Here is a 14954-nt window from a genome sequence, read left to right on the forward strand (position 1 = left end):
TAGAAGTAAATCAAACCGCTATTTCAGGCATATTTTCCAGCTCTATAGCTGCAGCCAGCAACGATAATCTGGCCAGCACACCATACACATAAAGACGGACACTTTCACAATCATTGGCCTGACTAACATTCTCTGTCTGCACGATACCCAATTGTTCCCATGGCTGAAATTCGCGTTTGCTGGCAGCATCTTCTTCCGTAATCTCAGTTTCAGGTGAGACAATATTGCAGTGCAATGGCACAAAATGCATACCCATAGCATTCAGATTTTCGTCTGGTCCGCGTCCCTCATGCACACGGTAAAAGCCACCGATTACAAACCGGTCCATCATATAAACCACAGGTTCTGCGGTAGCACCATGCAGTGTTTCGTAAGTATAAATACCTTCCTGCACAATCACTTCACTGACTTCCAGACCTTCTTTGATTTTAGCCATTTTATTGCGTTTTTTGCGATTGAGGCCACGCACCTCATCTGCCGAATGAACGCTCATCACCCCCATACCATAAGTACCGGCGTCGGCTTTAACAATCACAAAAGGTTTATCCTGAATGCCCAGTTCATCATATTTATTCTGAATACGTTGTAAGAGACGTTCCACAGTATCTGCCAGACGGTTTTCACCTTCGTGGCTGGCAAAATCTAAACCACTACATACTTCATAATATGGATTAATCGTCCACTCATCTATGCCTGCCACTTTGGCAAACTCTGCTGCCACCTGATTATATGCATGAAAATGAGTACTTTTTCGCCTCGTGGTCCAACCCGCTTTTAATGGTGGCAATAGTTTCTGTTCCAGCCCCTGAAGAATATCTGGTACGCCTCCTGACAAATCATTGTTCAGCAAAATCATACAAGGAGTGAAACCATCTGCTAGCTGTAATCGATTACCCTGCCGCAATACTGGCTCGAGTGTAATGTGGTCACCAAGCGCCGTTTCCAGTGTGGTAATCTGAGTAATTTCGGGATTAATTGTACCAATTCGCACATTTAATCCCACATGACGCAATATAGAATAGAGTGCGTAAACATTTTGCAGATAAAAAGTATTGCGCGTATGGTTTTCAGGTATCAGCAAAACAGACTGTGCTTCTGCACAGGCACGTTCCACTGCATCCTGTGCCGCTACAGAAGCCAAAGGCAAAAAAACAGGATTCAGGTTGTTAAAACCACCCGGAAACAGATTCATGTCAATACTGGCAAGTTTATATCCACTGTTACGAATATCCACCGAACCGTAAAAAGGAGCGTGGTGATGTCGCCATTGGGTACGAAACCATGATTCAATCTGCGTCTGTTTGGCTAAAATTGCCCGTTCAAAATTCTGCAATTCCAAGCGATGCGCTGCGGCCACATCAGGTAAACTCATATTTCAGTCCTTTCTACATATATATGCTGCATTACTTAGTGCATATAGTGGTCATTATTATAACAACAAACGCCAGATTAACAGAAAACAGCAACTATAATCGTTTTCACACAGATATTCAGGCCATCTACACTTGCAAAAAATAGACAATAAGTCTAAAAATATTCATTTAATTACATTCAAATCTGAATATTTTATATTTTTAGACAAAATGCTTGTAAATCCTTCTTAACAGTATTAAGATGCTTCACACATAAAACATAACAAAACAAAGCTAGTACAATGAAAGCACAAACCCTGTATGAAAAACTGTGGAATAGCCATATTGTCCAACAACAGGCTGATGGCACAGTTTTACTCTATATCGACCGCCATCTAGTACATGAAGTCACCAGCCCGCAAGCTTTTGAAGGACTGAAGCTGGCTCATCGGCCATTGTGGCGCGAGCAAAGTATAGTTGCTACTGCTGATCACAACACCCCTACAGACCACTGGGACAAAGGCATCACCGATCCTATTTCCAAGCTTCAGGTCAATACACTGGATAAAAACATACACGACTTTGGTGTAGAAAAATATTATCCATTCAAAAATATCAATCAGGGTATTGTGCACGTAGTAGGCCCCGAACAAGGCGCCACTTTACCAGGTATGACAGTAGTCTGCGGAGATTCACACACGTCTACCCATGGTGCTTTTGGTGCACTGGCTCATGGCATCGGTACATCAGAAGTAGAACACGTCATGGCCACACAGTGTATTACTGCCAAAAAATCAAAAACCATGCTGATTGAAATTACCGGCACGCTAAAACCTTGTATTACCGCCAAAGATATTGCTTTATATATTATTGGCCAGATAGGTACTGCCGGAGGCACTGGTTATGCAATTGAATTCGGCGGTGAAGCAATCCGCAATTTATCAATGGAAGGTCGAATGACCCTTTGCAACATGGCCATCGAAGCAGGAGCCCGTTCAGGCCTTGTAGCAGTTGACCAAACCACAATCGATTACATCAAAGACCGCCATTTCGCACCTAAAGGTGAATTATGGGAGCAGGCTGTTAGTTACTGGAAAACACTGGTCTCAGATGCAGGAGCCAGCTTTGATAAAACTTATCATTTTAATGCGGAAGACATCGAACCACAGGTTACATGGGGAACCTCACCAGAAATGGTAATTGCAGTAAATCAACAAGTGCCCGACCCTGATGCAGAAACGGATCCAGTAAAACGGGAGGGTATGCAGCGGGCACTGCAATATATGGGCTTAACTGCCGGTACACCAGTCAATGAAATTCCAGTTGATGTTGTATTTATTGGTTCATGCACCAACGGAAGAATTGAAGATTTACGTATTGCTGCCCAAGTAGCGAAAGGACGACATAAGGCAGATAATGTTAATCGGGTATTAATAGTACCCGGCTCAGGAAGAGTCAAACAACAAGCTGAAGCAGAAGGGCTGGATAAAATTTTTACAGCCGCAGGTTTTGAGTGGCGCGAACCTGGCTGCTCAATGTGCTTGGCTATGAATGCAGATCGATTACAGCCACATGAACGTTGTGCTTCGACTTCCAATCGTAACTTTGAGGGTCGTCAAGGGAACGGTGGTCGCACTCACCTAGTCAGCCCTGCCATGGCAGCAGCTGCAGCAGTCACTGGCCATTTTACTGATGTGCGACACATATAAAGTGAATAACTTGCAGTTTTAAGCCAGCAAGTGCATGATAAGCATGTAGTTCTGATTGAATGTGTTAATTATTATCTTTGTTGAAGGAGTAAAGCATGAAAAAAATGTTGTTAATTGCTGCAATGGTTATGGCTGTACTCTCTGGTTGTCACACAATTCATGGCGTAGGACAAGACGTCCGTGCTGGGGGTCAGCATCTGTCCAACGCAGCTAGTCGATAATATTACAAGGATAAAACCATGAAAAAACTGATGCTTTTAAGCGTTGCCATTGTTGGTTTTCTGGCTGGTTGTCATACAGTTTCCGGCGTTGGTCGTGATATTTCTGCCGGTGGTCAGGCAGTAAGTAATGCTTCAGACAACGTACGCTCAGAAATGTAACTGCGTGCAAGCCCGATAGGGCTTGCACTAAATTCAATCATTAACTACACATACTGAATCACCCGCATGAAATCTTTTACAACTCTTACGGCTCTGGTAGCACCGCTTGACCGCGCTAATGTAGACACAGATGCCATCATTCCTAAACAATTTTTAAAATCAATCAAACGCAGTGGTTTCGGCCCAAATGCTTTTGATGAGTGGCGTTATCTTGATCACGGTGAACCGGGTATGGACAACAGCAAACGTCCACTGAATCCGGATTTTGTACTCAATCAGCCACGTTATCAGGGTGCACACATTCTGCTGACCCGTAAGAATTTTGGTTGTGGTTCAAGCCGCGAGCACGCACCATGGGCTCTAGATGATTACGGTTTTCGCGCAATCATTGCACCATCTTTTGCAGATATTTTTTTCAACAACTGCTATAAAAACGGTCTATTACCCATAATTTTGCCCGAAGAAGTAGTGGATCAACTTTTTCATGAAGTTACTTCTCATGAAGGCTATCAGCTCAGCATCAATCTGCCCGAACAAACCGTTACCACACCCAGCGGTCATCACTACTATTTCGAGATCACCGAACACCGCAAACATTGTCTCCTCAATGGTCTGGATGAAATCGGCCTGACCTTGCAACATGCGGATGCTATAAAAGCCTATGAAAGCAGCCACAAACAACAGCAACCATGGCTGTATCAGTCCTGACTCCATAGAAACCTGTTTCGTTTTCATACACTAAAAATAAATTATTACTGAGTGCCAATCAGTGGCAGTCAGACAACATTCAGAAAGAATAAAATGAGTAAACACCTTGCTATTCTTCCGGGGGATGGAATCGGTCCGGAAATTATTGCTCAGGCCGTCCGTGTTTTAGACAAACTGATTGCAGAAGGACTAGATGCAGATTATCAATATGCTCCATTAGGGGGAGCTGCCTATGATGAATACGGCCATCCTTATCCAGAATTTACTCAAAAAATCTGCCGCGCTGCAGACGCAGTGTTGCTTGGTGCAGTCGGTGGTCCACAGTACGACAGCCTTGAACGCCCACTGCGTCCCGAACGTGGACTACTTGCCATCCGAAAAGATCTCAACTTATTTGGCAATCTACGGCCAGCCATACTCTATCCTGAGCTGGCCAATGCTTCTACCCTAAAACCAGAAGTAGTATCTGGTCTAAATATTTTGATTGTGCGTGAACTAACCGGCGATATCTATTTTGGCGAACCACGCGGCATTCATACCTTGCCAAATGGCGAACGCGAAGGTATTAACACCATGCGTTACAGCGAAAGTGAAATTCGCCGTATCGGTAAGATTGCCTTTGAGGCAGCACAAAAACGCAATAAAAAACTTTGTTCAGTAGATAAGGCCAATGTATTGGAAACCACCGAGTTGTGGCGTGAAATCATGACCGATATGAATAAAGATTACCCTGATGTCAGCCTTAGCCACATGTATGTCGACAATGCAGCCATGCAACTTGTAAAAGCACCTAAGCAATTTGACGTTATTGTAACGGGTAACATATTTGGTGACATTCTTTCCGATCAAGCTTCCATGCTGTCCGGTTCCATAGGTATGCTCCCTTCCGCATCGCTCAACGAAACAGGTAAAGGCATGTATGAACCGTCACATGGTTCTGCACCCGATATTGCTGGCAAAAATTTGGCCAATCCGCTTGCCACCATACTTTCACTAGCCATGCTGATGCGTTACAGCCTAAATAATGAGCAAGCCGCATGTAGAATCGAACAAGCAGTAGGCAAAGTATTGGCACAAGGGCTACGTACTGGTGACATCTATGAAGAAGGTTGCCAGCGTGTTTCATGCAGCCAAATGGGTGATGCTGTACTGGCTGCACTATAAGTCAATTGCACAAGCGCTTCAAATTACGTATATTTAACTTAACAGAGCATGCCAACCCTCTGTTAAGTTATTTTTTGTACAGCTGTTTTCTTTACTGAAATCGAATATCTTGAGCTACCGTTTAATACAACCAGCGCAACATCAAACTACAGAACTGCCTGCCGGCAGCTTGCCCGCACATCATGTTGGCTGTCCTTGCTGCGGCTTGTCATTAACCATTCCTGCTCTAATACCTGGCGAATCTGCCGAATGTCCGCGCTGCCAGCAGCGACTGGTTCGCATAGAAACCCACCCTCTTGATACTCCAATAGCCTTTGCCATCGCCTCACTAATTATCATGACAATTGTATATACACAACTGTACATGACTATAGACATGCTTGGCATTCATGTTGACCTTACCATTCCCTATATAATGGGTACTTTAGCCCAGCAGGACTATTCAATACTGGCAGAAGTAATGTTTTTTCTCACTTTTGGTTCACCAGTTCTGTTTTTACTGCTGTGCCTATACGTATATACCGGACTGCGTTATCAGCAAGTTCTACCTGGTATGCTGTACGCCACAAGAACACTAGTACGCCTGCGCCATTGGATTATGATAGACGTGTTTTATATAGCCACACTGGTGTCATACATTAAAATCAGTGCCATGGCACAAATGCATTTTGGGTTGGCATTCTGGTTTATGATGGTTTTAGCTATTCTATTGATTCGCACTTCTCAAGGCGTACCTGAACATTGGATTTTTTATCAGATACAGCGACTTACCGGAAACGATCCTACCAGACAAATCTACAGCGACCACACCATTAATTGCAATTACTGTTTGTTTGAACAACCAGATACCCAAAATGTCTGCGGTGTGTGTGGCTCTTATCTGAGCCGGCGCAAACCTCTCAGCCTCAGTATCAGCATGTCCTTTTTATTGGCTGCCATTATTTTTTATATTCCGGCCAATTTATTACCAATGATGATCACTCGTTCTCCAGGTACCAATCTTGCCAGCACCATTCTTGATGGTATCGAATACATGTGGAGTGATGGAGATGTATTTATCGCCGTCGTGATATTCAGTGCCAGTATGGCCATTCCTGTGCTTAAAATCATTTCTATGCTGATACTGCTTTATTCAGCAGCCTATCACCCACTGATGTCCCCTCGCCGTTTAACCATTCTATATCGCATTACTGAATCAATTGGACGCTGGTCTATGATAGATATCTTTGTAGTAATCATACTGATGTCCGCATTCTCTACACCACTTGCCCACGTAGCGCCAGGTTCAGCTACCATATATTTCTGCGGCGTAGTAATCCTGACCATGGTCTCGGCACTGAGTTTCGATCCACGCTTAATCTGGGATGAGCAAAACAACAAGCCCAGCATCAAAACAGCGCAATAAGGCATACATCATGAGCCAAACCGAAAACGAAACAACGCAAACTACAGCAATTGTAAAGCATAAACCTCCATTCAATGTACTGGTATGGATTATTCCTGCCCTAGCCTTACTCACTGGCGCTTGGCTACTCATACAACATCTTCGCCATACAGGACCGGAAATTACCTTGTATATCAATGATGCTGATGGAATTGCAATCAACTCTACAGAAATTAAAGTATTAAATGTTACGGTAGGCAAAGTCACATCAATCAGCATCAGCCCGGATGAAAAAGGTGTTCAAATCAAAGCCAAAATGAATGCTGATGTCAAAAATATGCTGCGTAAAGATACACAGTTTTGGATAGTCAAACCACGCATCGACCAAAGCGGCATCACCGGACTGAACACGCTGGTATCCGGTTCCTATATTGCCTTTACGCCTGGGCACAGCAAAGAAAAAGCTGAAACGTTTACCGTAGCAGATTTACCACCTGTTAGCGCCATTTCTCAGAGCGGAATCCGTCTGCGCCTGAAGGGTCACAGTGACAAACTGCTTACCCCCGGTAGCCCTGTTTTATATGGTGATATCAGTGCCGGCCAGATAGAAAAGGCCTATTTTGATCCCAAAGACAATAACGTTCACTACCAAATATATATCAACAGCCCTTACGACAGCCTTATTGGTGATAAAGTCAAATTTTGGCTCCAAACCGGTGTGCAGGTTACCGCATCTGGCGGCGGCGTCCATATCGACTCAGCACCATTACCTGCTCTTTTATCCGGTGCCATCGTATTTAAAACTATGTTTGAAGGCAAAGGTACACCTGTAGGCAATAATACAGAATTTACTCTATACAACAGCGAACGAGAACTAGACAACCTACCTACCAAACGCGCCCAATATTACGTTGTTTTCTTCCAGCAATCCGTACGTGGCTTAAGTGTCGGGGCTCCAGTAGAGTATCAAGGCATTAATATTGGTTCCGTTGCCGACGTACCCTATTTTGCACTCAATGACAGCCATAAACTCTTTCAGCATGGCTGGGTACCCGTTCGGCTGCGTATCGAACCCGGGCGTATGGAAATTAATGCCAGTAAACAAGATGACAAAATCTGGCAGCAACAAATTCAGCAGGCACTTAATCACGGTCTTTCTGCCTCGTTAGAAAAAGACAACTTAATCACCGGTAATCAATACATCAGCCTCACACAGGCTCAACCGGGGGAAACGCTGCTCAAACCTCTCTCACGCTATCAGGGATACACCGTTATCGGCAGCAATCGAACCGGATTAGATATGATTCAGAATCAACTTTCTGCCTTACTGACAAAACTCAATAACCTACCCATCGAACATTCCATGAAACAGCTGGACAGCACACTAGCACAGCTAAAAACCACCCTAGCCAGCGCAGACAAACTGCTGGCACAGAATAAAACCCAGCAACTGCCAGCAGAGCTTACCGCCACCTTGAAAGAATTGCGCACCACTTTGCAAGGTGTTTCCAGCACATCCCCACTTTATGGTGATATTCAGCAAACCCTGAAAAGTATAGATACAACTCTTAAAGAAGCACAGCCAACCTTGAAAACCCTCAGACAGCAACCAAACGCCCTTATCTTCAACCGTCGCGGCCATGATCCTGAACCTAAAGGAGCCAGATAATGAAAATCATACTACCACTTGTCTGCACTGCTGCTCTGACCCTCACCGCGTGTGCTGGCACACCAGTGACCTATTATCAACTACAAGGCAGCAATTATCAGTTGCCCACCACAAGCCAGCGAATACCGGTACAGATAAAAGTTGTTCTGGCAGAACGACTTAATCAAGGTAATTTAGTATATCAAGATACTCCAACCACCCTTCAATTTGCCCAGACACATTTATGGGCAGACGACTTGAGCAACGAAATCAAACTGGTTCTGGCTAATGAACTAAACAAAAAAAGCGTGCGATATTGGTTTACACCAGAAAACAAAACCAAAGCCACACTCACCGTATACATCCAATCTTTTCAGGGTAGCTATGATGGCTATATAAACATCAATGGTTACAGCAGCTGGCAGGGAGCAACTGAAAACAACAAAAATTTCAATATCCATATTCCGCAGCAAGGTAATGGCTACAGCAACATGGTTAATGCACTAGCACAGGGACTATCCAACGTAGCACAAACCATCGCCCCTGCTGACTAAACTTATTTTCTCTTATCATCCGCACAAATTTGGCCAGTAAAACTATTGTTTAACTGGCCGAAATGCTTAATCGATTGTTTAAAAACATTGACTTCACTAATTAATATTATCTATAACTTCAGTTAGAGCAAACCACAGAATGTCAACCGAGGGTATAACTGAAAAAATTAAATTAAAAAAATTCCTGCGAAAGAAAATCAGTCTATTTAAAGCATCAAACAATTTCATCGCCAGACAAGAAGAAAGATTTATAATAAAACACTTATTTCCTTTGAAAAAAAGCCATGAAACCTTTTATCGTTTCACAGATAGCCTGCTTCTTACTTTGTGCCTGTAGCATAGGAGTGCCTTCCAACGTCGCCATAGGTATAGGCGGAGGTAATCATAATTTCGGACTAGGCACCTCAATATATTTTCCTATTAAAACCAAACCAATACCTGCAGAACCGCCTACCATAGCAGGTACCGAAAAAAGCAGCCCTCCTACTGCCACTCCATCTGCTTCAAACAAGAAACAACCAGCAAGATAGCCTGTTTGGCAATACTGGCATTAAACTTAAAAATCAATAAAACATAAACAAAATACCAAAGAGATAGACACCGCAAACTCAAAAAACACTTCCAAATCATGTAAATTCATAACAACATCAATACCTATGCCACAAAAACAAAATAGCTTTTAGACAAATTATGCCTAAACCGTATAAACCGTGCTAAACTCAACAGCAACTTAAATTAATTACTCAAAAATCAGAGTAAAACCTATGGCTGGCAATACTTTCGGGCAAATTTTTACTGTTACCACCTTTGGTGAAAGCCATGGTGCCGCACTTGGTTGCGTGATAGATGGGTGTCCGCCTGGAATGAATCTAAGTGAATTTGATATTCAACAAGATCTAGACCGACGAAGACCGGGCACTAGCCGCCATGTCACTCAGCGTCGTGAAGAAGATACTGTCGAAATACTTTCTGGTATATTTGATGGCAAAACCACTGGTACACCCATCGGATTATTAATTAGAAACACCGATCAGCGTAGTAAAGATTATGGCGCTATTGCCCAAAGCTTTCGCCCCGGACATGCTGATTATACTTACTGGCACAAATACGGTATTCGCGATTTTCGTGGTGGTGGGCGTAGCTCGGCTCGCGAAACTGCCGCTCGAGTCGCTGCTGGTGCCATTGCCAAAAAATGGCTACGCGAACATTATCAAACTGAAATCGTTGCCTATATTACCCAAATTGGCGAAAAAAAAATACTATTCGAAAACGAAAGTTTTATAAACAACAATCCCTTTTTCGCTGCCAATCAGAGCCAGATTGAAGAACTGGAACAATACATGGACAGCATCCGCAAAGCCTGCGACTCTATCGGAGCTAAACTGCATGTTACTGCCCGTAATGTTCCAGTAGGTTTAGGCGAACCTGTATTTGATCGACTGGATGCCGATATAGCCCATGCCATGATGAGCATCAACGCCGTAAAAGGTGTTGAAATCGGAGCCGGATTTGAAAGTATTTGCCAAAAAGGCAGCGAACATGGAGACGAACTGACACCAGAAGGCTTTCTATCCAACAATGCTGGCGGTATACTGGGCGGAATTAGTAGTGGCCAAGATATTCACATTAATCTAGCCATCAAGCCTACCAGCAGCATCGCCACACCGCGACACTCTATCGACATTCATGGTCAACCAGTTATACTCGCCACCCATGGTCGCCATGATCCGTGTGTAGGTTTACGCGCCGCGCCGATTGCTGAAGCTATGCTTGCACTGGTATTGATAGATCATGCATTACGCCATCGAGCCCAGAATGCGGATATACAGGTAAATACACCAAATATTGCCCATCATAACCAATAGCCCACCAATATCTAGATGTAATTTTTATAGCCATCCATACAAGTAATGAACCAAATCATCTACTGATTAATTCCAATTACTAAAGTGGCCGTAAACAACAAGGAAGTAACTATATGAGTCAAGAAACCGCTTTGGGTGCAGCCCTCAAATCAGCTGTACAAACCATGAGCAAGAAAAAACAAACTGATATGATTGCCGAACATATCTACCGTAAGTACGACGTATTCAAACATTTCAAACCATTGGCAATTGGTATTGATCAGGACTTAATCACAGCACTGCCACAATATGATCCAGCATTGATTGCGCGTGTACTAGCTAATCACTGTCGCCGGCCACGTTATATCAAATCTTTGGCACGCGGCGGTAAACGCTTTGACTTGAATAACCGCTTCAAAGGTGAAGTTTCACCAGAAGAACAAGCCATTGCTAAGCAACATCCCTCGATGCAAACCACCAAACCAGCCACAGACAATACTTCAATCACTGAAAAAGAAGTTTCAGAAACTGGCCAAAGTATCGATAGCGAACAAACACAAAACTAGTACTACATATTTAACACACGAGCTTCATGCTCGTGTTTTTCATATCATGCTCTTCGATAGCCACTGCCACCTTAACCATAGCCCACTTATTGAGAACCTGACTCAAGTGCTGCAGCTGGCTGCCGAAAAAAACATCAGCCACTTCCTCGTGCCAGCAACCAATCCAGACGACTGGATAACCTCCCTTAATTTGGCACAATCTCAACCTTACATATACGCAGCAATCGGCATTCATCCATGGTATTTAGACAGCTTTAGCGATACTGCAATCGACAATCTGGAAAAATTGCTGCTTCAGCATTCACAAGCCTTAATTGGCGAAATAGGACTTGATTATGTTCATGCTGAAAATACAAGTGATAAAAACCAACAAATTAACTGTTTCGAAGCCCAATTACAATTGGCCAAAACAACTCAGCGACCAACAATCATTCATCATGTACATGCTACAGCTGACTGTTTGCGCAGTATTAAACGCTGTGGTTTTACTAATGGGGGTATTGCACATGCATTTTCTGGAAGCATAGAAGAAGCCCAGGCATGGATTAAACAGGGTTTTCTAATTGGTGCTGGTTCTCTGCTTTTGCGCCCACAGTCTAAAAAAATACGCCAAATCGCCACCTTGCTTCCTTTACAGCATCTGGTCATCGAAACAGATGCACCCTATATGTCCCCTAACCCTCAACACAGCAACAGTCCTGAGCATTTACTTCAGATAGCTAAAATCATAGCCAACTTGCGTAACATGCATTGGCAGGATATCGCCGCTATCACCACTCAAAATATGTTTAAATTATTAAATATATAAATTAAACTCTTATTTACAAAGATAATGTATTTAATCAATCAGCTGGTACAGCCAGATCTTACTTAAATGCAATGAATTATAATTTCCAAACATGTTACACCCCGATTTCTCAGTAGCTTTATGCACTTATCATTCAGATAGAGAATCCGCAGATAAACTAAATCATTTAAAAATAAACAAGGGGGAAATTTCCCCCCTTGTTTAACTAAAATACTCAGATTAAAAATTGACTTGTGCACTGATATTATATCGGCGTCCATCTAAAGTACGGCCATAATCTTGCTGATCAACTCTTTTATCAAAAATATTATAAATCCCACCACTCAGAATCAAATCTTTCCGAGGTTTATATACCAGACCAGTATCCACAAAACCATAAGAAGGCTTACCAATCGCCATAGAGGTACGTGACAAATAATCTGAAGTACGACTGCGGAAATTCCAGCGCGCCCAACTAGAAAATTTTGTATTCGCATTCCAATTCAGCGTGGTATTGAACATATGTTTAGGCATCTCATTTAGCGGTTTACCACTAAACTGCCCACTTTTTTGTTCACTCCGAGTAAAAGTATAATTGGCAGACCAATCTACTTTAGGCGTAATTTTCCAGCCAAAAGTTGCCTCAATACCGCGCAAGAGCGCCTTATCCACATTTTCACGCTGACTGATAAAATCAAAATACTCATTTCGCCATGAGCAAGCATTTGAACCAGCCTTGCCCTGACAAGTACGTACTTCTGTTATTTTATTTTTAAATTTAGTGTGATAAGCAGTCACCCCGCCGGACAAATTACGGTTATTATCCCAATTAAAACTAATTTCAAAATTATCTGATTTTTCTGGTTTCAATTTGGAATTACCCACAATCATCCCATTAGAATAACCACCACCAGTTGCCTGTCCCCAGCCATCTGACGCAGCGCGTAACGCCGGCGCCTTGTAGCCACGGGAATATCCTCCTCTAATCGTCCATTCATCATTCGGCGTCCATACCCCATACAACTTCGGTGTTAACTCCGAACCATAATTTTCATCATGATCAAGACGTGCCGCACCAGTTAAAGCAAAAGTTGGCACAATACGCCACTCATCCTGTCCAAAAATTGCCCAGGAATCACGCTCTAGTTTTGTTAATCTTCGTCCATTAATAATCAACTGATTACCGGAATCATTAAGCTGCTCTCGCTGCCATCTACCACCAATACTTAGCGTATGCCGATGCAAGCGAAACTGAGTTTGCGTATTGAATATAGTATTTTTTTCATGCATATCACGAGACGGGTTATCATTTTCCTCTCGCTGAACATATGATTGAGTATCAATATTTTCATAATATCCACGATGAGTGACACTATATTGATTACGGTCATACAGCGTATAGTCATCAGTTGGTTTTGCTCCGCGTCGCGGAGTCGGATCGATCGTTTTACCCACCTTACCATTACGGTTCTGCAAACTGCGGCTGACTTCAAAATCAACCGTGTTACTATCATCAGGCGTCCAAGACAGCACCAAATCACCATTGCGCATACGTTGTTCTTTATAGCCACCAATAAACTTATCCTCATCCCGATGAGAATATCCTGCATTAGCTCGAATACCCAGACGCTCTTTAATCAAAGGACCGGAAACATACACACTACTTTGCAATATATTGCCACTATTACTGTGCTGCTGAATCGTACCATCTGCTTTCACTGATCCTGTCCAGTCAGCAGCCGTTTTTTTCGTAATAATATTAATTACACCACCCATCGCATCAGAGCCATATAAAGCCGAAGCCGGTCCCCGAATCACTTCTATTCGCTGAATAGCAGATATGGGCGGCATCCAACCCTGTTCAATCCCAGGCCCATCAGAATTCGGGCGCACACCACGCGAATTTACACGCTTACCATCTATCAGCAACATCGTATACGCCCCAGACATACCCCTGATACTAATGTCCTTAGTACTGCCGCCACCGGTTACCACCACGCCCGGAACGTCTTGCAAAGCATCAGTCACATCATGGTACTCTTTAGTTTCCAGCTCCTTAGCATTAATTACTGTAATTGAAGCTGCAGCATTTTTTGCCTGTTGCTTAAAACCAGATGCAGTCACCACCACATCAGCCAAATCCGCCTCCGCGGCATATAATGGAGAAACCAAAGTAGGCAGAAGCGCCAGCGAAAAAGAATGATGGACGAGTTTGCGCATACAAAAATAGACTCCTGAAAATGATCACGCCAAAAAAACGCTTAAACTAAGGCGTTATATTTACATAATGATAATAATAATCATTATATAATTTAACATAAATAAACAATAAAAGCATTAAGTTTATTGACAAACCATCAATCAGTGCTACAACAAAGAAAGCCAGAATGACTATTTCAACCTCAATGAGCACAATTAGAAAGGCAGTCCAGCCCAGAAGATTCGATATTTTTATTTAAAACAAATCAGTTTTATTTATCTAAATGAGAATAAAAGAGAACAAATAAAAAATCCCTGAACAAATCAGGGATTTTTCAAAAATGGCGGAGAGTAAGGGATTCGAACCCTTGATACAGGTTTTGCCCGTATACTCCCTTAGCAGGGGAGCGCCTTCGACCACTCGGCCAACTCTCCGTAGAGAAGTGCGAACTATACCCAATCGATGCTTTACTGTCAAACAATATTCACGGCAAAACAGCCAGAAATATTAGAACAACTTCTAACACACTAACAGTAAAAGATATTTTCTTTTCGATAAAATCTATCATCAGCCTCATAATTTTATTACATAAAGCAAATACCTCCATAACACTGACAATTCCAGCAAAGCATCCGTATCAAGCTAAAACTATCCCTAT

General features: G+C 42.9%; 14 protein-coding genes and 1 tRNA gene. 12 read left to right on the forward strand and 3 right to left on the reverse strand.

The window, feature by feature from the left end; translation table 11 throughout:
* Positions 1-10: 10 nt before the first annotated feature.
* Positions 11-1372 (reverse strand): glutamate--cysteine ligase, encoded by a 1362-nt coding sequence (gshA, locus tag BHC43_RS08455; protein ID WP_100157108.1) that lies wholly within the window; start codon positions 1370-1372, stop codon positions 11-13.
* Positions 1373-1654: 282 nt separating this feature from the next.
* Here gshA and leuC point away from each other — a divergent pair, with 282 nt between their 5' ends.
* From leuC to BHC43_RS08515, 12 genes are all read left to right on the forward strand, one after another.
* Positions 1655-3061, forward strand: a complete 1407-nt coding sequence (gene leuC / locus BHC43_RS08460; RefSeq protein WP_100157109.1) for a 3-isopropylmalate dehydratase large subunit — start codon at positions 1655-1657, stop codon at positions 3059-3061.
* Between the two features lie 95 nt (positions 3062-3156).
* Positions 3157-3282: an entericidin A/B family lipoprotein gene (locus BHC43_RS08465; protein ID WP_100141289.1), complete on the forward strand. Its 126-nt coding sequence runs from the start codon at positions 3157-3159 to the stop codon at positions 3280-3282.
* Between the two features lie 18 nt (positions 3283-3300).
* Entirely contained in the window at positions 3301-3441 is a 141-nt protein-coding gene (locus BHC43_RS08470; protein WP_100141290.1) for an entericidin A/B family lipoprotein, read from the forward strand.
* A 66-nt stretch (positions 3442-3507) separates the two neighbouring features.
* Positions 3508-4149 carry a 3-isopropylmalate dehydratase small subunit gene (leuD, locus tag BHC43_RS08475; RefSeq protein ID WP_100157110.1) on the forward strand — a complete coding sequence of 214 codons (642 nt, stop codon included), beginning with the start codon at positions 3508-3510 and terminating at the stop codon, positions 4147-4149.
* Between the two features lie 93 nt (positions 4150-4242).
* Positions 4243-5313, forward strand: a complete 1071-nt coding sequence (gene leuB / locus BHC43_RS08480) for a 3-isopropylmalate dehydrogenase (RefSeq protein ID WP_100157111.1) — start codon at positions 4243-4245, stop codon at positions 5311-5313.
* A gap of 109 nt (positions 5314-5422) precedes the next feature.
* A complete protein-coding gene (locus BHC43_RS08485; RefSeq protein WP_257378011.1) occupies positions 5423-6718 on the forward strand; it encodes a paraquat-inducible protein A in 1296 nt (431 codons plus the stop codon).
* 10 nt (positions 6719-6728) lie between these two features.
* On the forward strand, positions 6729-8366 hold the full coding sequence (gene pqiB, locus BHC43_RS08490; RefSeq protein WP_100157112.1) for an intermembrane transport protein PqiB: 1638 nt from the start codon (positions 6729-6731) through the stop codon (positions 8364-8366).
* Positions 8366-8899, forward strand: a complete 534-nt coding sequence (locus BHC43_RS08495; protein ID WP_100157113.1) for a PqiC family protein — start codon at positions 8366-8368, stop codon at positions 8897-8899. Before pqiB ends, BHC43_RS08495 begins: the two co-directional genes overlap by 1 nt.
* A 284-nt stretch (positions 8900-9183) precedes the next feature.
* Positions 9184-9429, forward strand: coding sequence for a hypothetical protein (locus tag BHC43_RS10615; RefSeq protein ID WP_143558409.1), 246 nt, complete (start codon positions 9184-9186; stop codon positions 9427-9429).
* Between the two features lie 234 nt (positions 9430-9663).
* Entirely contained in the window at positions 9664-10764 is a 1101-nt protein-coding gene (aroC, locus tag BHC43_RS08505) for a chorismate synthase (protein ID WP_100157115.1), read from the forward strand.
* Between the two features lie 113 nt (positions 10765-10877).
* Positions 10878-11309 (forward strand): ProQ/FINO family protein, encoded by a 432-nt coding sequence (locus tag BHC43_RS08510; protein ID WP_100157116.1) that lies wholly within the window; start codon positions 10878-10880, stop codon positions 11307-11309.
* Between the two features lie 46 nt (positions 11310-11355).
* Complete coding sequence (locus BHC43_RS08515) at positions 11356-12117, forward strand: TatD family hydrolase (protein WP_100152034.1); 762 nt, start codon at positions 11356-11358, stop codon at positions 12115-12117.
* Positions 12118-12336: 219 nt separating this feature from the next.
* On the opposite strand, the gene BHC43_RS08520 is transcribed toward BHC43_RS08515, so the two are convergent.
* Complete coding sequence (locus BHC43_RS08520; protein WP_100157117.1) at positions 12337-14316, reverse strand: ligand-gated channel protein; 1980 nt, start codon at positions 14314-14316, stop codon at positions 12337-12339.
* A 321-nt stretch (positions 14317-14637) separates the two neighbouring features.
* Positions 14638-14730, reverse strand: a tRNA-Ser gene (locus tag BHC43_RS08525).
* Between the last annotated feature and the right edge of the window lie 224 nt (positions 14731-14954).

Source organism: Snodgrassella alvi (assembly GCF_002777855.1).
GTDB classification, from domain to species: Bacteria; Pseudomonadota; Gammaproteobacteria; order Burkholderiales; family Neisseriaceae; genus Snodgrassella; species Snodgrassella alvi_E.

Bases quoted from the DNA above. Each gene is read 5' to 3' on its own strand.
- leuC (WP_100157109.1), top strand. From the start codon at position 1,655: ATGAAAGCACAAACCCTGTATGAAAAACTGTGGAATAGCCATATTGTC.
- pqiB (WP_100157112.1), top strand. From the start codon at position 6,729: ATGAGCCAAACCGAAAACGAAACAACGCAAACTACAGCAATTGTAAAG.
- leuB (WP_100157111.1), top strand. From the start codon at position 4,243: ATGAGTAAACACCTTGCTATTCTTCCGGGGGATGGAATCGGTCCGGAA.
- BHC43_RS08495 (WP_100157113.1), top strand. From the start codon at position 8,366: ATGAAAATCATACTACCACTTGTCTGCACTGCTGCTCTGACCCTCACC.
- BHC43_RS08510 (WP_100157116.1), top strand. From the start codon at position 10,878: ATGAGTCAAGAAACCGCTTTGGGTGCAGCCCTCAAATCAGCTGTACAA.
- gshA (WP_100157108.1), bottom strand. From the start codon at position 1,372: ATGAGTTTACCTGATGTGGCCGCAGCGCATCGCTTGGAATTGCAGAAT.
- BHC43_RS08465 (WP_100141289.1), top strand. From the start codon at position 3,157: ATGAAAAAAATGTTGTTAATTGCTGCAATGGTTATGGCTGTACTCTCT.
- BHC43_RS10615 (WP_143558409.1), top strand. From the start codon at position 9,184: ATGAAACCTTTTATCGTTTCACAGATAGCCTGCTTCTTACTTTGTGCC.
- leuD (WP_100157110.1), top strand. From the start codon at position 3,508: ATGAAATCTTTTACAACTCTTACGGCTCTGGTAGCACCGCTTGACCGC.
- BHC43_RS08470 (WP_100141290.1), top strand. From the start codon at position 3,301: ATGAAAAAACTGATGCTTTTAAGCGTTGCCATTGTTGGTTTTCTGGCT.
- BHC43_RS08520 (WP_100157117.1), bottom strand. From the start codon at position 14,316: ATGCGCAAACTCGTCCATCATTCTTTTTCGCTGGCGCTTCTGCCTACT.
- BHC43_RS08515 (WP_100152034.1), top strand. From the start codon at position 11,356: ATGCTCTTCGATAGCCACTGCCACCTTAACCATAGCCCACTTATTGAG.
- aroC (WP_100157115.1), top strand. From the start codon at position 9,664: ATGGCTGGCAATACTTTCGGGCAAATTTTTACTGTTACCACCTTTGGT.